The organism is Amorphus sp. 3PC139-8 (assembly GCF_040750475.1).
In the GTDB taxonomy this organism is placed as follows: Bacteria; Pseudomonadota; Alphaproteobacteria; order Rhizobiales; family Amorphaceae; genus Amorphus.
On the sequence record NZ_JABJVY010000009.1, the window covers coordinates 92,996 to 112,654 of the forward strand.

Annotated in this window: 17 protein-coding genes; 10 read left to right on the forward strand and 7 right to left on the reverse strand. The window is 66.6% G+C overall.

Annotated features, from left to right (window positions below; all coding sequences use genetic code 11):
* The 5 genes from HNS03_RS10680 to HNS03_RS10700 all read left to right on the forward strand — a co-directional run bounded on the left by HNS03_RS10680 (window position 1) and on the right by HNS03_RS10700 (window position 4,932).
* On the forward strand, window positions 1–525 hold the full coding sequence (locus HNS03_RS10680) for a histidine phosphatase family protein (protein WP_367195197.1): 525 nt from the start codon (window positions 1–3) through the stop codon (window positions 523–525).
* A gap of 100 nt (window positions 526–625) precedes the next feature.
* Complete coding sequence (locus HNS03_RS10685; RefSeq protein ID WP_367195198.1) at window positions 626–2,080, forward strand: YcjX family protein; 1,455 nt, start codon at window positions 626–628, stop codon at window positions 2,078–2,080.
* Window positions 2,077–3,096: a YcjF family protein gene (locus tag HNS03_RS10690; protein WP_367195199.1), complete on the forward strand. Its 1,020-nt coding sequence runs from the start codon at window positions 2,077–2,079 to the stop codon at window positions 3,094–3,096. Before HNS03_RS10685 ends, HNS03_RS10690 begins: the two co-directional genes overlap by 4 nt.
* Before the next feature lie 135 nt (window positions 3,097–3,231).
* Window positions 3,232–3,693: an N-acetyltransferase family protein gene (locus tag HNS03_RS10695; RefSeq protein ID WP_367195201.1), complete on the forward strand. Its 462-nt coding sequence runs from the start codon at window positions 3,232–3,234 to the stop codon at window positions 3,691–3,693.
* Between the two features lie 63 nt (window positions 3,694–3,756).
* Complete coding sequence (locus tag HNS03_RS10700; RefSeq protein ID WP_367195203.1) at window positions 3,757–4,932, forward strand: VWA domain-containing protein; 1,176 nt, start codon at window positions 3,757–3,759, stop codon at window positions 4,930–4,932.
* A gap of 412 nt (window positions 4,933–5,344) precedes the next feature.
* Here the strand turns inward: HNS03_RS10700 and HNS03_RS10705 are convergent, their stop codons facing one another.
* Window positions 5,345–6,235 (reverse strand): hypothetical protein, encoded by an 891-nt coding sequence (locus HNS03_RS10705; RefSeq protein ID WP_367195204.1) that lies wholly within the window; start codon window positions 6,233–6,235, stop codon window positions 5,345–5,347.
* Window positions 6,236–6,240: 5 nt separating this feature from the next.
* Window positions 6,241–7,551: a hypothetical protein gene (locus HNS03_RS10710; protein ID WP_367195205.1), complete on the reverse strand. Its 1,311-nt coding sequence runs from the start codon at window positions 7,549–7,551 to the stop codon at window positions 6,241–6,243.
* 334 nt (window positions 7,552–7,885) lie between these two features.
* Here HNS03_RS10710 and HNS03_RS10715 point away from each other — a divergent pair, with 334 nt between their 5' ends.
* Both HNS03_RS10715 and HNS03_RS10720 read left to right on the forward strand, forming a co-directional pair.
* Window positions 7,886–8,329 (forward strand): ATP-binding protein, encoded by a 444-nt coding sequence (locus tag HNS03_RS10715; RefSeq protein ID WP_367195206.1) that lies wholly within the window; start codon window positions 7,886–7,888, stop codon window positions 8,327–8,329.
* Window positions 8,326–8,673 carry an STAS domain-containing protein gene (locus tag HNS03_RS10720; RefSeq protein ID WP_367195207.1) on the forward strand — a complete coding sequence of 116 codons (348 nt, stop codon included), beginning with the start codon at window positions 8,326–8,328 and terminating at the stop codon, window positions 8,671–8,673. The genes HNS03_RS10715 and HNS03_RS10720 overlap by 4 nt, the downstream gene beginning before the upstream one ends.
* Before the next feature lie 202 nt (window positions 8,674–8,875).
* Here HNS03_RS10720 and HNS03_RS10725 read toward each other — a convergent pair whose 3' ends face one another.
* The 4 genes from HNS03_RS10725 to HNS03_RS10740 form a co-directional block, all read right to left on the reverse strand.
* Complete coding sequence (locus HNS03_RS10725) at window positions 8,876–9,553, reverse strand: N-acetyltransferase family protein (protein ID WP_367195209.1); 678 nt, start codon at window positions 9,551–9,553, stop codon at window positions 8,876–8,878.
* Between the two features lie 11 nt (window positions 9,554–9,564).
* On the reverse strand, window positions 9,565–10,587 hold the full coding sequence (locus HNS03_RS10730) for an ABC transporter substrate-binding protein (RefSeq protein WP_367195211.1): 1,023 nt from the start codon (window positions 10,585–10,587) through the stop codon (window positions 9,565–9,567).
* 64 nt (window positions 10,588–10,651) lie between these two features.
* The gene (locus tag HNS03_RS10735) at window positions 10,652–12,646 is read right to left on the reverse strand and encodes an MFS transporter (RefSeq protein WP_367195212.1); all 1,995 of its coding nucleotides are present in this window, start codon (window positions 12,644–12,646) and stop codon (window positions 10,652–10,654) included.
* A 2-nt stretch (window positions 12,647–12,648) separates the two neighbouring features.
* Entirely contained in the window at window positions 12,649–13,320 is a 672-nt protein-coding gene (locus HNS03_RS10740; protein WP_367195214.1) for a hypothetical protein, read from the reverse strand.
* 257 nt (window positions 13,321–13,577) lie between these two features.
* On the opposite strand from HNS03_RS10740, the gene HNS03_RS10745 reads away from it, so the two are divergent.
* From HNS03_RS10745 to HNS03_RS10755, 3 genes are read left to right on the forward strand one after another with little or no spacing between them, the layout of a single operon-like run.
* Window positions 13,578–14,333 (forward strand): hypothetical protein, encoded by a 756-nt coding sequence (locus HNS03_RS10745; RefSeq protein WP_367195216.1) that lies wholly within the window; start codon window positions 13,578–13,580, stop codon window positions 14,331–14,333.
* A 35-nt stretch (window positions 14,334–14,368) separates the two neighbouring features.
* Window positions 14,369–16,195, forward strand: a complete 1,827-nt coding sequence (locus tag HNS03_RS10750; RefSeq protein ID WP_367195218.1) for a hypothetical protein — start codon at window positions 14,369–14,371, stop codon at window positions 16,193–16,195.
* A 6-nt stretch (window positions 16,196–16,201) separates the two neighbouring features.
* A complete protein-coding gene (locus HNS03_RS10755; RefSeq protein WP_367195219.1) occupies window positions 16,202–18,322 on the forward strand; it encodes a SpoIIE family protein phosphatase in 2,121 nt (706 codons plus the stop codon).
* Here the strand turns inward: HNS03_RS10755 and HNS03_RS10760 are convergent.
* Entirely contained in the window at window positions 18,250–19,551 is a 1,302-nt protein-coding gene (locus tag HNS03_RS10760; RefSeq protein WP_367195221.1) for an adenylate/guanylate cyclase domain-containing protein, read from the reverse strand. The two genes, HNS03_RS10755 and HNS03_RS10760, sit on opposite strands and share 73 nt — an antisense overlap.
* Window positions 19,552–19,659 lie beyond the last annotated feature (108 nt).

Consider the following 19,659-nt stretch of genomic DNA (forward strand, 5'->3'; position numbering starts at 1 on the left):
ATGCGCCGGCTGATGCTCCTGCGCCACGCCAAATCGTCCTGGGACGATCCGGAACTGTCCGATTTCGATCGTCCGCTCAACAAGCGGGGCCGGAAGGCCGCACCGGCCATGGCCCGGGAGATGGCGGCCAGAGGGCTCGTTCCCGACCTCGTTCTGTGCTCCAACGCCCAGCGCACGCGGGAAACGCTCGCCGCGCTCCTACAGCATCTTGCCGGCCCGTTCACGATCCGGCTCTCCGAAGAGCTTTACGAGGCCGGCGCCAACCGGATCGTCGACGTGATCCGAACGCACGGTGGGAACGCCAAAGCGGTCCTGGTTATCGGCCACAATCCCGGCCTGCAGGACTGTGCCGCCGCACTTGCCGACCCCGCCGATGGAGGCAACGCCGCCGCGGTCGGCGGAGGCTTTCCGACCGGCGCGCTCGTGGTGCTCGATTTCGACATTCCCGCCTGGACCGACGTCACCACCGACAGCGGCCGGGTCGCCGCCTTCCTCCGTCCCAAGGACCTTTCCAACAAAGGCTGATCCTCGTATTCGAGGCGAAGGGCTTCCGCCCCGCGCCGGCAATGCCCATTTCCGGAACCAGACCATTTTTTGAGGCTGTTAGGGGCGGCCCGCACCGCGCATGAAACTCACCACGTTTACCGACGACGCACGCCTCGCGCTCGGCACTTTGGCAAGCCGCACCGGCGGGCTGGTCTCGCCCAGCCTGCGGCTCGGCGTTACCGGTCTCGCCCGCTCCGGCAAGACCGTGTTCCTGACCGCGCTGGTGCACAACCTCCTGCACGGCGGACGGCTGCCGCTGTTCGCGCCCTATTCGGAAGGGCGGCTCACCCGCGCCCGACTGGAGCCCCAGCCCGACGACGCGGTGCCGCGCTTTGCCTACGAAGATCATGTCCGCGCACTGGTGGAGGATCGGATCTGGCCGGAATCCACCCGCCGGATCGCCGAACTCCGGGTCACGATCTCCTATGAATCGGCGACCCTTCTGGGTCGCAATCTCGGGCCCGGCCGGCTCCATCTCGATCTGGTCGACTATCCCGGCGAGTGGCTGCTCGACCTGCCGCTTTTGAGCAAGGACTACCGCACCTGGTCGCGGGAATCGCTGGCGGAGGCGCGCAAGACGACCCATCGCGACAGCGCAGTCGCCTGGCTTGCCGCGCTCGCCGAGGCCGATCCGAGCGCATCGGCGAGCGAAGGGACCGCCGCCCGGCTGGCCGAAGCCTTCACCGGCTATCTGCGCGCCGTGCGCGAAGAAGACACCACGCCGCTCGCCTTTCCGCCGGGCCGTTTTTTGATGCCCGGCGATCTTGAAGGCTCGCCCGCGCTCACCTTCGCGCCGCTCGAACCGCCATCGGGGAATCCAGGCCGCGACAGCCTGTTCGCCATGATGGAGCGACGCTACGAGGCCTATAAAGCGCACGTGGTCCGCCCCTTCTTCCGCGATCACTTCGCCCGGCTCGACCGGCAGATCGTATTGGTCGATGTGCTGGCCGCCCTCAATGCCGGGCCGGAGGCCGTGCGGGCATTGCAAGGCTCGCTGGAAGAAATCCTGGGCTGCTTCCGGCCCGGCCGGCTCTCCTGGCTCACCCGCCTCGTCGACCGGCGCGTCGACCGGCTGCTGTTTGCCGCCACCAAGGCCGACCACGTTCATCATACCGACCACGATCGGCTGGAAGCGATCCTCTCCACCCTGGTGGAGGCGGCCCGAACCCGCGCCGGCTCGGCGGGCGCCGAGGTCGACGTCGCGGCGATCGCCGCCGTGCGGGCGACCCGGGAGGGCAAGGTGCGCTCGGGCCTGGAGACGCTGCCGGCGATCATCGGCACGCCGCTTCCCGGCGAGCGGGTGAACGGAACCGTCTATGATGGCGCCAGCGAGATAGCGCTCTTTCCCGGCGACCTGCCGGAAGACCCGCGCGCCGTCTTCGCCGATCGGACGGCCGGCGACGCCGCCCCCCTCGCCTTTCTGCGTTTCCGGCCGCCACATCTGGAGACCTCGTCCGCCGGCGCCACCCTGTCGCTACCCCATATCCGCCTGGACCGGGTGCTGCAGTTCCTGATCGGAGACCGTCTGGCATGAGCAGCCCCCGTCGTCCCACCGCCTTCCGCGTCGACGAGGCGGAGATCTCCGCGACCCCGCCGCCGTTCGAGGCCGAGCCGGACCCGACCGCCGACGAAATCGATAGCGCGGGCGATCTCGTCCCGCGCGACGATCCGGCCGCGAACCGCAAAGGCTGGTCGCTGGGCACGATCTTCACCATCGGGCTCGGCGGTCTGGTCAGCCTTGGTATCGGCTTCGCCGTCGACCGACTAATTGCCGATCTTTTCGCCCGTGCCCCCTGGCTCGGCTGGGTAGCGCTTGCGCTTGCCGCCATGGCGCTCGTCGGCGCGATCGGCCTCGCCCTCAAGGAGGCCCTGGCGCTCCGCAAGATCGCCAAGATCGAGCATCTCCGGCTGGAGGGCCGGGCAGCGGCCGATGCCGACGACCGCGAGGCGGCATTGAAGGTCTGCCGCTCGCTGATCGCACTCTATGGATCGCGCCCAACCACCGCGCGCGGACGCGCCGCCCTCTCCGCCCACATGGAAGAGATCATCGACGGGCGCGATCTGATCGGCCTTGCCGAGCGCGAGATCCTGTCGCCGATCGACGCGGAGGCCCGCGCGATGGTGATCGCTTCGGCGAAGCGCGTATCGGTCGTCACCGCGCTGTCGCCGCGCGCGCTAGTCGACATCCTTTATGTCGCAGTCGAGGCGTTCCGCCTGATGCGCCGGCTTGCCGCGCTCTATGCCGGCCGACCGGGCACGCTGGGCTTTCTGCGGCTTGCCCGCCATACCATCCAGCACCTCGCCGTTACCGGCGGCATGGCGGCGGGCGATTCGCTGCTGCACGAGGTGGTGGGCGGTTCGGTGGTATCCCGGCTCTCCACCCGGCTCGGCGAGGGCGTGGTCAACGGGCTGATGACGGCGCGGCTCGGGCTTGCCGCCATCGACGTTTGCCGTCCGCTGCCCTTCGTCACCACCCGCCGTCCGCGCGTCAGCGACGTCGTGTCGGAGCTCGGCTCCTTCGCTGGCGACGAGGCGAAAGGGAAAAAATAAGTCGACCGCCGAGAGTTTTAGGAAACAGTGCCTTCATACGCCGCTCATTCCCGCGAAAGCGGGAATGAGCGGAGAATTGGGGGACGACTCAGGTCCCACGCAGCCTTCTTGTTTGAGCCGGAGACCATACACCTCATGACCGACCTGATTTTCCGCCCTGCCACAAGCGACGATCTTCCCCCCCTTGTCGCGATGCTCGCCGACGACGCGCTCGGGCAGAGCCGGGAGAAGCCGGAGCTGCCCCTGGATGCGCGCTACGTCGCGGCCTTTGAAGCGCTGGACCGCGACCCGAACCAGCTCCTGGTGGTCGCCGAACGCGACGGCGCCGTCGTCGGCACGTTGCAGCTCACCTTTCTGGTCGGTCTGTCGCGGCTCGGTATGTGGCGCGGCCAGATCGAGGCGGTACGGATTTCGGGCTCGGAGCGCGGCAGCGGGCTCGGCCGGCAAATGGTGGAATGGGCGATCGCGGAATGCCGCAACCGCGGATGCGGGCTGGTGCAGCTCACCACCGACAAGTCCCGCGCCGACGCCCACCGCTTCTATGAGCGGCTCGGCTTCGTCGCGAGCCATGAAGGCATGAAGCTGTCGCTCAGCTGAGCGGTGTGCATCCCGGGCCCCGGTGATATAGGCTCCGAGCAAACGGACGCGGAGCTCGACCCCATGTTCCTGACCTTCTTCCACGATCTGAAGCGCGCCGGCGTACCGGTGACGCTGCGCGAATATCTGACCCTGATGGAGGCGTTGGAGGCCGACCTCGCCGACAAGAAGGTGGAAGACTTCTACTATCTTTCGCGCGCCATCCTGGTGAAGGACGAGACCAACATCGACCGGTTCGATCGCGTGTTCGGTCACACCTTCAAGGGGCTGGAGAGCGTCGGCGAGAGCATCGAAGCGGAAATCCCGGAAGAGTGGCTCAGGAAGCTCGCCGAAAAATATCTGACCGAGGACGAGAAGGCGGAGATCGAAGCGCTCGGCGGCTTCGAGAAGCTGATGGAGACGCTGAAGCAGCGTCTGGAGGAACAGAAGGAGCGCCACCAGGGCGGCTCCAAATGGATCGGCACCGCCGGCACCTCGCCGTTCGGCGCCTATGGCTACAACCCGGAAGGCGTGCGCATCGGCCAGAACGAGAGCCGGCATCGCCGCGCGGTGAAGGTCTGGGACCGGCGCGACTTCAAGGACTACGACCACACCGTCGAGATCGGCACGCGGACCATCAAGATCGCGCTGCGTCGGCTGCGCCGCTTCGCCCGCACCGGGGCGGCGGAAGAGCTGGCGCTGGACGATACCATCAAGGCGACCGCCGAGAAGGGCTATCTCGACATCCAGATGCGCCCGGAGCGGCGCAACGCGGTCAAGGTGCTGCTGTTCCTGGACGCCGGCGGCTCCATGGACGACCACGTCAAGGTCTGCGAGGAGCTGTTCTCGGCCGCGCGCATGGAGTTCAAGTCGCTGGAGCATTTCTACTTCCACAACTGCCTCTACGAAGGCGTGTGGAAGGAAAACCGCAGGCGCCATTCCGATCGGATTCCGACCTGGGACGTGCTGCACACCTACCCGGCGGACTCCAAGGTCGTGATCGTGGGTGACGCCTCCATGAGCCCCTACGAAATCGCCATGCCGGGCGGCTCTGTGGAGCACTGGAACGAGGAGGCCGGCCAAGTCTGGCTGCAGCGGCTGGTCGGCACCTATCCGGGGCTCGCCTGGATCAACCCGGTGCCGCAAGGCCACTGGCGCTACACCGCGTCCATCCAGATGATCCAGGAACTGATCGGCAATCGGATGTACCCGCTGACCCTGGATGGGCTCGACGAAGCGATGCGGGCATTAGCAAGGTAGAGCCGACCCGTTCGGATCCAATCCTATTCAATCTCCCGTCGCGTGTAAGGCTTGAGCCCTAGGTCATGAACTCATAAATCCGGACGGTCCGGGCGGAGGCGATTTGGTCGAATGCCAGGAGCAAGAGCGCAGGAAACCCGGCCGGTTTTCAAGATTTTGCGACGCAGCAGTCGGGCAAATCGACTCGCTCCTTCGGACGCCGAAACATTCGCATTTATGAGTCCATCACCTAGCGGCTCGATATTCTTCGCGGAAGATCTCGCCGGGATGAACCGGCGGCGTGATCGTCAACATATGAGCCTCCTGCTCACATCTTTAGGCCGCATAAAATAGCAAATCCCTCCGCTTATTCCCGACTTAATGGGAATGAGCGGACTGTGAGGCGGCCGCTGCCGCGCTTCGGCACGCAGCTCTATTGCGATTCGACCGCCGTCTCCTGCGACGCCTCTTCCGCGGCAATCTCCTCTTCCGTCGCGACCCACCTAAACTCCGTCAGCTCCTCCCGAGTGAAGACGTAGAGCGCATCGGCGGGGGTGCGCATGGCGGGAATCCAGGCCGCGGGATCGACATTCATCTCCACCAGGAGATCCAGGACCTCGGCGCTGATGGCCTGGCCGTTGGCCATGCCGTCGGCAATTGTGCCGTCCTCGTCCGTTGCCGCGAACGCCTGATGCACGCCGAGCCAGGCCGGATCGCCGATCGTGCGGCCCGCTCCGCCGGCGAACACCAGCGGGCAGGACGACGCGCAATAGCCGTTTTCCGGCACCTCCGTCGCAAGGCCCTTGTCGCGGATCGCGCGCGCCATGGCGATGGCATCGCGCACCGAGCCGCCCGGCGAATGCAGCACCAGGGTGGTCAGCTCATCGCCCTGGCTTTCCAAAAAGTCGTCGAAGGTCTTCGCCATGCCCGGATCGATGCGGCCCACGGCGCTGGCCCGCCCGTCCGTGCCCCGGTGGAAGGTCATCGTACCGACCAGCGCCTCCGCTCCCGGCGCACGTACATAGCCGGGCAGCGCCGCCGGCCCGTCTTCCGGCAACTCCGGAACCCCGGAGGGCGAATAGCGCCGGACCTGATCGCCCGGCATCGGCGGCGGCATCGGAATCGAATGCGGGTCCGTCTCCGGCTCGCCGCCAAGCCCCGGGATCGCTTTGCGCGCCGCTTCGAGGCCGGGCCAGGCATCAGCGCCCAGAACCACGATCGTGCCGGAAAGGAGCAGCGCGAACACCAACCGAAGCACACCGTCCTCGATCGCCTGGGCGCGTGGAGGCCGCTTAAGCGCGGCGTCGGTGGTCGGGTCCGCCACCGCGTCTACTCCGCCGGTGGGCCGGAACGCCGGGAGCCGGGCTCCAGCCGGGTGATATGAACCGCGGGATCCGGATCGTCGCCGGGCGTCGCCGGCGCTCCGGGCGCCTCCTCCACAGGACGGCCGGCGTCGATGTCGCGGTCCTCCTCGCGCAAGCGGTGATAGATCCGCATGGCACGCATCAACTCGCCCGCCGTCATGCCGTGCTCTTCCAGCTCCTCGCCCTCCTCCCGTCGGATCGCCGCCTGCACGCCGGCCAGGATCAGGATCATCACCGCCGGCAGGAGATCGATGGAAATGGCGCCGGCCCAGCTCGGCAGGAAGTCTCGGGCATAGCGCAGCACCGCCTCCGGGGTGGAGAGCGCGGTGAAGCGCAGCGGCTGCACCGGCTCGCGAGCCAGGATGGTGTCGGCCGCCGACGAGAGCGCGCTCGCCTGGGCCTCCACGGCCCCTTGCACCCGCTCCACTACCTCGCTCTGGCGAGCGGCGAGGTCCGCGCTGCGCCCGCCCGCGGCCGGCGCGACGAAGGTGGCGGAGAGGTCGTCCGCAGCCCGCTTCACGGCGGGCGCGATCGAGGTCTGCTGCAGGCTGGCAATCACGCCAGCAAGCGCGACCGCCTCCTTGCCGAATTCGTTGGAGCGCTCCTCAACAGGCCCGCTCGCCGAGACGATCGCGCGCATCGCGGCCAGGTTCTCGCCACCCTCGGCATAGAGCTGATCGACGATTTCGCGTGAGGCCCGGACTTCGTTGGCAAGGTTCTGCAGGTCCGCCGCCATTTGGCGCAAAAGCTGCACCACCGTGCCGGAGCCCGAGGTGCCGGTGAGCGCGCCGCCGGCCTCCTCCTCGTCGGCGAGCCGCTGGAAGCGCGAAGCGGCAAGCTCGATGTCCGGCAAAAGCCCCTGAGCGGCGAGCGCGTTGGAATAGGCCGCGTCGAGCCGATGCTGATATTCCTCCGCCGTGGTCGCCAGATGCTGTTCCAGCGCCGCACCGCCGGCGAGCGCGGCCGCGTTGAGCCACGATGACATCGCCACGATCATGGCGGAGCCCAGAACCAGCGCCACCGACAAGGTCCGCCGATCCTTCCAGCTCCGTACATGGGGCAGGAAAAACAGAAGATAGGACCAGAACGCATAGATCCCGACAGAGACCGCGCTGGAGTAAACGATCGCCGCGAAGAAGACCGGCAGCCCCTCGCCCTCCAGCAGGTCGCGCACGCCGAGATAGGTGTAGACGCCCGAAGCCAGCGCCAGGACGGCCAGCGTGATGCGGGTGGTGGTGTCGAGCCGGGCAAGGCCGGCGCGAAGGGCTTGCGACATGGAACTCACCAGATTTGAACCGACCTTGAGCGTGATCGCAGTTGCGCCCGCTTGTCGAGATCGAACTTGCGCCAAGGGACAACAGCTCGAGCATCGAGCGAAAAAGTGGGCATCGGTTTTTCGCGAGAACCGGCGCGAGCGGGAAAGAACGAGACCGTCCGGCGATGCGAACGCGTAGCCCCATGATCTCTTCACATTGCAGCGAGCGCGTCGCAGGCGCCTTGCGAACCAACGGGTTGGTGTCGGAGCGCCAATGCTGCTACCGTCGCCGGAAACAAGATTGTCGCGGCGCGGGCTCAGGCCCGACGCCGATGCTCTCGTCGAGTGAAGACGGATGCCGCATGCGATCGATGTGAGTCTGGAAGCGTCGATCGACGCTGTCATGTCGGTGCAGCCGGACGTGGACGCCTTTTGCGAAACCCACGGCCTCTCGCCGCGGGCAAGCTATGTGCTCACTCTCGTCCTGGAAGAGCTTCTTACCAATGTCGTGAACCATGGCTATCGCGACAGCGTCGGCGGACCGATCATCCTACGCCTTTCCAAGGAGGGGCCGAACGTCGTAGGAGAGATCGTCGATGCCGGTCACGCCTTCGATCCCACCACGTTGCCCGAACCCGATACCGAAGCTTCGCTGGACGACCGTGAGATCGGTGGACTTGGCGTGCACCTGTCGAAAACCATGACTGCGGGCCTCACCTATGCCCGCATCGGAGACCAGAACGTGACCCGTTTCATCCTCGCCGACGAGGACCCGCCGCGAATGGAGGACGCATCGTGACGACGTTGAGCGTAGCTGCGGACGACATCGAGGAGATCACGATCCTTATGCCGGCCGGCCGGGTGGACAGCTCCAACGCCAAGGCTTTCGAATCCCAGGTGCTGCAGAAGATCCAAGAGGGCCGAACCCGCCTGGTGATGGACTTCGCCGAACTCGACTACATCTCCAGCGCCGGCCTGAGGGTGGTGCTGATCGCCGGCAAAAAGGTGAAAGCCGGGGGCGGCGTGCTCGCGCTGTGCGGCCTCAGCCCGACCATTCGAGACGTGTTCGAAATCTCCGGCTTCATCTCGCTGTTTCCCGTCAGCGAGACCCGAGACGAGGCGATCCGCTCGGCGGGTGCTTAGAGCGTTTCCTGGCCGAGTGGAAACCGGTTGGCCGTCCGGAAACGCGTCGGAACAAAAACTTAGACCCGCTCAGCAATTCCGGATAGAGCGGAACGGGTCTCGCGCACGTCCCGTTCAAATTGACTCAGTTTGAACCAAAAGGACTTGCTCAAACTATTGAATCCGGAGCCTTTTCCGCTGCGCCTGAAATCGCTTCCGTGCCTTACCGCTCCACGAAGCCGAGTTCCGGCACTGCGTCCTCGCCAAAGCGAAACCGGGTGGCACACCGCCCCGCTTCGAACTCCGCCGTGACCGCGTCGATATCCGCCGCCGCCCGCCAGATGTCCGGCATCCGATCGGCCTCCGGCGGCGGGGCAAGCGCCGACCGGTGGTGGATGTAGCGCCAGCCATACGGTTTCCGCACCCGCCCGACGATCCGGAACCCCTCTTTCAACAGGTTGCGCGTGCTCGGCAGATTGTTCGGCGAGACCTTGGCAATCACGGTTTCCGCACCCTGGTTCACCGCCCGCTCGATGCGGGCGCGGATCAGCACCCGCTGCAAGGCCCGGGCCCAATAGTCGGGGTGCACGGCGGAGCCGTCGACCACGAACAGGACGGAGTCCGCCGGCGCCACACCGTCGAGCGCCTTGCGGTCGTGCTCGCTCGCAAGCTCCGGCCGCAGCACGCCATAGGCAATCAGCCGGCCCTCGCAGGTAAGCCCCAGGATCTCGCCGCCGACATCGAACACCTGCTCGAAAAAGCTGGGCTCGTCCGGCCGCACCGCATCGGGCCGAGCCACCGCATGAATCACCGCATCGAACAGCCGACAGATGTCCCCGACGTCCTGGCGCGCGAGATCGACGATCTCGACCGGTTCGTCGAGGCTGGTCATGACGACCATGGCCTTCCCCCTCAGCCGGTGATGACTTCCGCATAGTTGAGCATCGCAAGCGGTGGATAGAGCTTCAGCTTGCGTGCCAACGGCATGTTGATGATGAGCGAGAAACGCTTCAGCGTCTCGATCGGGATATCCTCCGGCCCCACGCCCTCCACCAGAATCTGCTCGGCCTTGTAGGCGGTGAGCTGGCCCAGCGAATAGTAGCGGCTGATCAGGCTCACCAATGCGTCGCCTTTCAGAAGCTCGGTCGCGGAGAAGCCCGGAATCCCGAGCTCCGTCGCCACCGGCGCCACCTTGTCGATATTGGTGGAGAGGAAGGTATCGGGCAGATAGTAGAGCCACTCCGCACCATCCTGATGAAGCTGGTGTACCAGGTCTGCCGCCGTTTCGACGCTCGGCTTTCCGTCCACGACCGGGAACGTCCGCTCAGCGAGCGTGAAGTCCATCTGCTTGGCGATCTCCCGCAAGCGAGCAACGATCACAACGGAGTTCTGCTCGGTCGGCGTGTAGAGCACGCCCAGCGTCTTGAACGGACGGTAGGACTGCATCGCGCGGATCTGCGGCTCCGGCGGCACCACATGGGATGTGCCGGTGATGTTGCGACCGGACGAGGCAAGGCTCGGCACCACACCGGCGGCCACAGGTGCCGACACCATGGTGAAGACGCCGGGGATCTGAGTGATGTTCTTGGCGGGGTCGACGTCGGTATCCTTGCCGTAGGTCGCGATCGTCACCGGCGTGCCCCAGGTGTAGACCAGATCCGGCTTCAGCTTGTGGATTTCCTCCACGAAGCCGGCGACCTTGGAGGGATCGAGTTCGGCGCTGCGCTGGGTGATCTCCACCGGAATGCCGCGCTGACGCATATAGTCGGCGAAGCCGCGCTCCACATCGGTCTCGCCGCGATAGGTGATCTGGTAGATCGTGTAGGGCTTCTGGCTCCCATCCTGGGCCCAGGCCAAGCGCGCCGAGGCCAGGCCGGACAGCGTCGCCCCGGCCCCGACCAGGACGCTTCGCCGCGTCACGTTTCGAATAGACATCGACCGAACCCCTGATCTCAGCCCGGAGCGCTGGCGAGCGGCCAAAGCTCCGTCTCCCTTTATTTTACCGGGTCGCAACCGGCGTCGGCTTCGGCTCGCTTCCACCGATCGCGGCAAGCGCAAACAGCGCCCCGCCCAAAGCCACCATGCCGGCGATCGCCATCACCGCGACCTCACCACCATAGGCGCCCCAGAGGAATGCAACGATTGCCGGACCGATCGCCGTCCCCGAACGCTCGATAAACCGAAACACGCCGTAAAGACTGCCCTGTGACAGCGACGGGACGTAGCGCGCGCCAAGTTCGCCCACCAGCGCCGACTGCGGCGTCGTGGAAAGCCCCTGGGCAATGCCGACCTGCAGCACCGCGAGTGCGGCCCCCCAAGGCGCTGGCCACAGATAGAGATGGGCTATCGCAAGCCCGCTCAACAGCGCTCCCACCACCACGAACGACACGCGTCGCCCGCCGTCGTCGCTCAGGCGCGACACCAGCGGAATCACCACCACCATCGCCAGCCCGTAGAGCATCAGCACGCGCCCGATCGTCGCCGGATCGAAACCCGCGGACGAGAGTGACAATGGCAGATAATAGAAACAGAAGCCGATCAGCAGCATCTTCGCCGGCAGCGCACACCCGACCAGAAGCGTCAGCATCTGCGGACGTTTCAGAACCGAGCCGATCTGGCGGATGCTGACACCGCCGATCGCCGCCGTCGGGTTTGGCCGGTCGCCGGAAAGCGCGACCAGCGCGCACAGATAGGCGGCCAGGCACATGGCGGCGGAGACAAGGAAAGCGGCTGCGATACCGAGCCGGTCCGCCAGGATGCCGCCGATCGGCGGGCCGCACAGCATCGCGACCATGATACCGGAGACGAACAGGCCGATGCCCCGCGCACGGTTCTGCGCGCCAGTGCGATCGACGATGTAGCCCTGGGCCGAGACGAACACCGTGGCAAGCCCGATCGCGGTCACGGATCGGAACACGATCAGCGGCACCATCCCCCAGGCATAGGCGGTGCCCACATAGCCAATGAGCGCGAGCAGCGCTCCCGTGCGCAAAGACCGGCCTCGGCCGGCGCGCTCGGTGATGCCGTTCAAGGTGGGCTGGGCGAGCGCCACGATCGCCATGAAGATCACGATCGGCAGCGAGATCACCATCTCGATGGAAAGGCCCGCGATCGGCTTGGCGAACGACTGGATGTAGCTCGGCAGGAACGGCCTGGCCATTTCCTCCGCGAAGAAGAACAGGAACACCGGCGCGCGCACGGCGACCAGGTTGATCGGCGGATCGGTGCGCTCGCGGGTCAGCCGGAAACGGCGGTCGATGGCCTGAAGCTCGCGGAGCGCGTCGGTATCGCCAGCGGCTTCGGCCTGCGCCATGAGCTCGGCATGTTCGCGCCGGACCCGGGCGATTTCGCGGTCGACGGTCGCCACTTCGCCCGCTAGCGGGCCGGCCCCGCCCAGCGGATCGTGGGGGCGGAAATCGTGTCGCCCCAGCGCCTCGAGCCGGCGGGCAAGACCGCGCAGAAGCGACGCCGTCGGCATCGTGAAGGCGAAGGAAAGCAGTTCCAACGTCACCAGCAAGGAGACCAGGAGCAGAACGGCGATATCGATCCACAAGCGCCTGAGCAAGGTTTCCGCGACCGCATTCGGGATCCCCACGACGATCGAGCCGACGGTCGCACCGTTGACGACGACTGGCTGGGTCACCGTCCGCATCTGGCGCTCCAGCGGCGCCACGCCGCCTTCGCGGTCCGTCTGCGCGCTCGCCACGATCCGCCCGGCGGCGTTGGTGATGGCGGCGAACCCGAACTCCGGATTCTCCGAGAGCACCGTCCTCAGCACCTGGTCGCCCCCGACGATCTCGTCGAGCGCGATGCCGTAGCCAACCGCCTCCCCCACCAGGCTCGCCAGCGAGCGCGCGACCACATCGGCCTTGCGGTCCAGCGCCGGCATCAAGGTGTTCTCGGCACTGCGGATCGATTGCCAGGAGATCACGGCAAGCGCCGCCGCCAGGATGACCGTGACGAAACCAAGGATAATGAGATCGAACCTGCGCATCGTCACACCGCCCGGGAGCCAGCAAGGCGGTCGGCGATGGCCCGATGGGCCGCGTCGACTTCCACGATCGCGGCCCGGCTGCCGCGCGGCACGAGCCCGTCGGCCGCCGCTTCCGTTTGGGTGACCCGGGCGCGCAGCAGGCGCAGGCCGAGGATCACGGCGAGCGCCGACAGGATCAGCGCCACGACAATCGCCACGATCGCGGTCTGCCAGATCGGTCGGGCCATTTCGGCGAGCGTGCGGTCGAGGCCTGGCTTAGAGGCCCGAACCACGACCTGACCTTCGACCGTCTCGAAGGCATTGCGGATCGCCACGGAATGATCCTCCGAGACGGAAGCGTCCGGCGTTTCCGTCGTGCCGATGCGGTCGGGGTCACTGGAATGCAGGATCTTGTTCGCCGGATCCACGACGTCGATCGACAAGATCAAGGAATCGGCGGCGCGTTCGCGCTCCAGAAGCCGCGCCAAGGTCTGCTGTCCCGCCAGCGGCAGGCCCAGCGACAGCGCCGTCTCGGCATCCGAGGCGACCCGCCGGGCCACGGTGTCCAGCCTCGAGCCGACCATATCCAGATAGCTTTGGCGGATGCTTCCGTAATTGAGGTAGGCCCCGAGCGCGAGCGCTGCGACCACAACTGGAGCCAAAGCCAAGATCAGCACGAGAGCAAGCCGCTGCATGCACGCTCCAATCACCTCGATCGCGACCCCAGGCTCGCACCCTTCAAGACACGGCCGGAGAGCCTCTCGGGTACCATAGAATTGGGAAGCCGGCCACTTTTCGGAGCCCCGTTACCCTGCGTCCGATCCCCGGCAGAGGCCGAACCACAATTCGTCGCCACTGGCCCCTCGGGGTTCGACGGAGATTGTGCTATCGAACCGGAGCAATTCGGGAACCTCCCCGCATCGGCGTCAGCAAACGAGCGATCGTCAGCCCCATGACCGCGTCCCGTCAGATCAGCGTCATCTTGACCGTGACGGCCGCCGTGGCCCTGTTCCTGCTCGTGATCGCGATGACGCGGGTGCTGGAGCGCGGAGAGGTGGCACTGACGGAAGCGCGGATCGGCTTCGTGCTGTCCGATCTCGATCAAACCATCGAGCGCAATCTCAGTCTCGGCCTTCCCTTGAGCGAATTGCAGCCGATCGAGCGGATCCTGGAGCGCGCCGTCGCCAGCAATGAAGAGGTGCTCGCGCTGGAGGTGCTGAACCCGGCCGGGGTGGCGATTTATTCCACCGATCGCGGCGCCGTGGGCGAACCGATCCCGCTGGAATGGCAAAACGCCATCGACAACCGCGAAGGGGGCCGGCCCTGGCGGGTGTTCTACATGAGCACCCTCGTCGTCGGCACGGAGATCCGCAACGACTTCAACCAGACCGCCGGTTGGCTGGTTCTGATCCTCGATCCCCGCGTGCTGCCCACCCCCGGCGTTCGCCTCCCGGAGACGCTGGTCCAGTCCCTGCCTTATGTGATGGCCGGCTTGCTGGCCACGCTGGTGCTCTCCGTCCTGATCGGCATCTTCGTGGCCCGGCGTTTCGAGCGGATCGCCGCCGACTTCGCCAATGGCGGCGATCGAGGCGCCAAGACGGAGCCCGCCACGCTGGGCCTCGGCCCGGCCCGAACCACGACGGCCTCGGCGCTCGCACGGATCGACACGGCCGTCGAGACGTTGCGCCGCATCGATAGCGAGTTCTAAGCCAGATGCGAGCGAGCGGATCCCGTCAATCGGACGTGGCGGCCACCCTTCTCGGCCTGCTTCTGGCGCTCGTTATCGGCGCCACCTCGGCTCTGGTGTTCGCAACCGGCGACATGAACGAGAAGGGACGCCTGGTCCGGGAATCCGACACCGTTGCGAAATCGATCGGCCGCTCGATTGCCGAGGTGGTCGCGCGTGCGGTCAAACTCGGGATTCCGCTGGCCGACCTCAACGGCGTCGATGGCTATTTCTCCGACGTGATGGCCGCCAACGCTGAGATCGACGGGCTGGCGATCGCCGACATGAGCGGTACCTTCCTGTTCGAGAAGGGCCGGTCCGATGACACCGACTTCCGCGACGCGGTCCTGGTCGTCATTCCCGTCGACCAGAAAGACGTGGGGCGCGTGCTGGTGGTGCCGTCCTATCAGCTTGCGCACGACATCCACCGCCGGGCGATCATGATCGCGATCGCCGTCACGCTGCTGTCGGGCCTTATCGCCGGCGTCTGGGTTCGGCTCTACCGCATCGAGCTGATCGACCTGCCCCGCGCCCGGCTCGTCGCCTCCTGCCGAGCGGTCGGCCGCGGTGGGTTCGACGACTACTCTCCCGTTCCCGAAGAGAGCCCGCTGCGTCCGCTCGGGCGCGCCGCCGCCCGCCTGATCGCGCCGGTGCGCCGCCATGCGCGCGAGGCCCGTGCGCTGGCGGAGGAAATCCGGGCGATCGACGTGACCGGCTCGTTCGCCTCCCGCGTCCAGGAGGCGATGGCGCCGCTTGCGCCGTTCCGCTTCGATCGGCTGGAACAGCCAACCCGTCGGATCGGGTGGAGCGGTTGGTTGGCCTTGCCGATCCTCGCCGTCGGCGGGGCCACGCTGCCGCTGATCGCCGGCTTTGCCGCCGACCGCATCGGCAACGATCCGCTGGCATCGGCGGCCATGGGCGGCGGGATCGCCGCCTCCGCTCTGGGGGCGCTGATCGGACTGGCGCTCGCCCGCCTGATCGCGGTTCGCGTGCCACGCCTGGCCGCCGTTGCCGGCTTGCTTCTGGCCGCAGGCGCCACCGGCGTGACGTTCACGATCCACGAGATCGTTCCCTTCGCGCTGGCCCAGCTTGGCGCCGGCATCGGCCTCTGGCTTGCCGTCTGGGGTGTGCTGGTGCGGGAAGGCGCCATGGCACGCCGGCCCTGGAGCGGCGCGCTAATCCTCCTGTGCGCGCTCGGGATCGGCCCCATCCTCGGTGGGATCACCGCGGAGATCGTCGGGCGCCGCTACGCCTTTTTGACCTGCGCGATTGCGCTTGCCGCACTTGCCCTCTTCGCGCTCCTACAAGCCGATCGCGGCTCGTCTCGGGCGGGTTTCGGGCCACGACGCACCGGCAATCTTGCCGACCTCGCCGCGCCGATGGGGATCGCGATCGCCCTCACCGCCTGGTTCCAGATCGATCTCGCCGGATATCAGTACCGCACCGACTATGCGACGCTGGCCTTTCATTTCGCCGTGGCGGGAACCGGAATGGCGATCGCGCTGCTTTCGAGCCTTCGCCTTTCCGCTGCGATCGGAACCGCCCTTACCGGCCTTGCCGTCCTGATCGGCGTGACCGGTGTGGCGCCGGGCTGGGCGATCTCGCTCGCCGTTGGCGTCGGCATCGGCCTTGTCGGGGCGCGGCTCGCCTCTCGGGTCTTTTCCCTTTCCGTCGTCGCGGCATTCGCGGTTGGGGTGGTCGCAGCCGGCATCGTGGAAGGGCTGAGCTACCTGGTCGCCTATCCGGCCCTCCTCGTCTGCGGCGTCGCGGCACTGGTTCTGACGGGCGTTGCCGGTATTGGCGACCTTCAGTCCGCGCGCGACCCGGCCCGGCGGAGGGGATAGACGGCGATGTTGCTGCGCACCCGGATCACGCTGCTTCTCTCCATCGCCTTCCTCCTGGTGATCGCAGGCCTGGTCGCGATCGGCTTTTCCCGCATCCAGATCGAACGCGAACGCCTCTCCCAGATCGCCATCAACGGGCAGGATTCGGTGTGGCGCAGCGTCGTGGAGGAACAGACCCGCGAGCTGCACGCCATCGCCTTTGAGCTCTCCTCGCGGATCGATGGCTCCGCGAGCGGCCTGAGCCGCGACGCGATCGGCAAGGTGGTCGCCGCTTCCCACGAAGTCGTCGCCGACGCCCACGACATCCAGGTGGTCGATCCGTCCGGCAATATCCTGTTTTCCAGCTCGCCGGAACTCGGATCGCTCCCGCTGCTGTCCTCAGCCGCGATCGACCAGATCGCCACCACACGCAAGCCGATCGGCGGCCTGCGCCAGGACGGCCCGCGCAGCTACGTGATCGCGTCCGCCGTCCCCGTCATCGCCGATACGGCCGTGGCGGCGATCGTAACGGTCACGCGCGATGCCGAGGATGCGCTCGATCGGTTCTCCCAGGCGATCCACGAGCCGAGTTTCCTGGTCTCGCTGCGCGGGCGAATGGTGGAAGGCACCGCGCCGATGTTGTGGGATAAGGTACAGCCGGAAGTCTCGCCGCGCGAAGCGGGCGTGCAGGTCCTGCGTGCCGACGACCGGCTACTATTTGCCACCGGCATGCCCGTCGTGGATATGATCGGCGGCTTCGCCGGCACCCTCGTCACGCTGCGCGATGCCACGGACAGCCTGACCAGCGCCAACCAGCTCCAAGGCGTGGGCCTCGTCGGCATTGCGATTTTCGCCGTCGTCGTGCTGATCCTGCTCTATCTTTATATGCGGCACGCCTTCCGCCCGCTGGAGCACGCGATTTCGGTGCTGGAGGCACTCTCCAAGGGCAATCTGCATCAGACCCTGGACGAGACCGGCAGCGGCGAAATTCGCAAGATTTCCGAGGCCGTGGCCGTATTTCGACGCAACGCCATCGCGCTGGAAGAAAATCGCAGCCAGGTCGAACGCCAGCGCCGGCGCCAAGAGCGCATCATCCGCCGCCAGCTCGAACGGCTCGCCGACACGCTGGAAACGGACGGCCGCGCGGAGATCGTCGACGATCTGCAAGCAGCCGTTCGCCGGCGCCAGGACGAGGCGGCAGGCGGGCGCGGTGGCGCCCAGGACGACCAGCTCAACGTGCTGGCCACGGTTTTGCAGCGCATGTCGGCGCGGATTTCCGATCAGCACACCCGGCTAACCGCGCTGGTCAAAGAGCTGCAGGAAGCGATCATCACCCGCGCCAAGCTCGCCGGCCTGGAGCAGGAGCTGGAAATCGCGCGCGAGCTGCAACTCTCCTTCCTGCCCCATCCGCTGCCGCCGCACTCCACGTTTGCCATCCACGGCGTGATGGAGACCGCGAAAGAGGTTGGCGGCGACTTCTTCGACTATTTCATGATCGACGAACGCCATCTGGCCGTTGCCGCCGCCGACGTCTCCGGCAAGGGCGTTCCGGCCGCGATGTTCATGGCGATCACGCGCACGCTGGTAAAGGCGACGGCCGTGTTCACCAATTCGCCGGCGGATTCCATCAGCCAGGTCAACCAGTTCATGGCCGCCGACAACGAGCAGATGATGTTCGTGACGCTGTTCTACGGCGTTCTGGACCTGGAGACCGGGATCCTCACCTACACGAACGCCGGCCACAACCCGCCCTACATCATCAAACCGTCCGGTGGCACCGCGCGACCGCTGGAGCGCACCGGCGACCCCGCCCTCGCCATCGTGGAAGACCACGACTATCGCGAGCTCACCGTGACACTTGCACCGGGCGACACGCTGTTTGCCTTCACCGACGGTGTGACCGAAGCGTTCGACGCCGATGGCGAAGCCTATGGCGAAGGCCGGCTGGAAGCCCTGCTGGCGGAACGCGCCGCGGCGACCGATGTGAACGCGCTTGGTGGGGTGGTCACCGCCGCGCTTTTGGAATTCGAACGCGGCGCAGACCGCGCCGATGACGTCACCTGTCTGACGCTGCGCTATTTCGGTCCCGAAACCATCGGCTCCGACCAGACGCCATCCCAATCGTCTGGCGGCGGGTTGTCCGCATAGGCCGCGACGCGAGCCTTCATCCGCGCCGCCGATCGATCGGCCGGGTCGAGGGCAAGGCACGCGGAGAAGCGCTTGTCCGCTGTCGCCCAGTCTCGGGAAAGCATGGAGGAAAGCCCCTCGCCGTGGAGTGCGGCAATCTGGACATCCGCGTTCGCCACCTCGCCGGCGCGGCCGATAAGGGCGAACACGCTTTCCGGCTTGCGGCTACCGCGCGGCACGATCCGCTCCAATTCGCGGAACACGAAGCCGTCGCCCGCCCCCGCGGCCGTTTCCTCCGACACGATGATCGGATGGCCCAGCGTCTTCGCCGCCTCCTGCAGCCGGGCGGCGAGATTCACGGTCTGCCCGATCACGGTGTAGTTGCGGCTCGAGACGGGCCCGACATCGCCGGCGATCACTTCGCCGGTGGCAACGCCGACCACGGCATCCATCCGCTCCGCACCCGGGATCTCGATCTCGGCGAGTTCGCGGCGCAGGTCGGTAAGCGCCTCATATTGGCCGAGCGCGGCGGCGCAGGCATCGGCCGCCTGGGTGTCGGCCTCGGTGAAGGGGGGGCCCCAGCAGGCCATGACCGCATCGCCGATATATTTGTCGGTGATCCCGCCGGCGGCGCCGATCGGCAGCGCCATCGCCGCCAGGAAACGGTTCAGAACATCGATCAGGCGATCCGGCGGAAGCCGCTCCGACCAGCCGGTGAAATCGCGCATGTCGACGAACGAGATGGTCATGGTTTCGCGCCGGCTGGTCTGCGCATCGACCGCACCGCGCGCCAGAATCCGGTCGACGATGCGCGGGTCGACATATTCGCCGAACAGCCGCTTGATCTTGCGCCGTTTGCGCTCCTCGGTGATGTCGGTGAACACCACGGTCACGCCAAGGCGCTCGTCCTCGCCGCTGTCGCTCTCAAGCGTCAGGAAAGAGGAGGAGACAAACAGGTTGACTTCGCGCCCATCCACGACGAGGGCGATTTCGATCGTGTGCGTCGTCTCCGCCTCGTAGACCGCCTTGAACACGACCTCGTTGAAATCGTCGAAGCTCTCTTCCATCAGGAACACTTGGCCAAAGGAGCATCCCACCACCTCCTCCGGCTTCTTGCCGAGGATGCGTCCCGCGGCCGCGTTGAACGTCATGATCCGACCGGTCAAATCGATCGTGATGACGCCGTCGCGCATGCTCTCCAGGATCCGCTCGGAAACCAGCGCTTCCCGACGTTGCTCGTCCAAACTCACGAATGCCCCGCTTGCGTGTCCATCGTCGTCAATTTCACACTCAAAGCCTTGACGAAGCGAGAAGAAGGTCACGCGTGGCGACAAATGTCCAGATCATGAAGGTCCCGG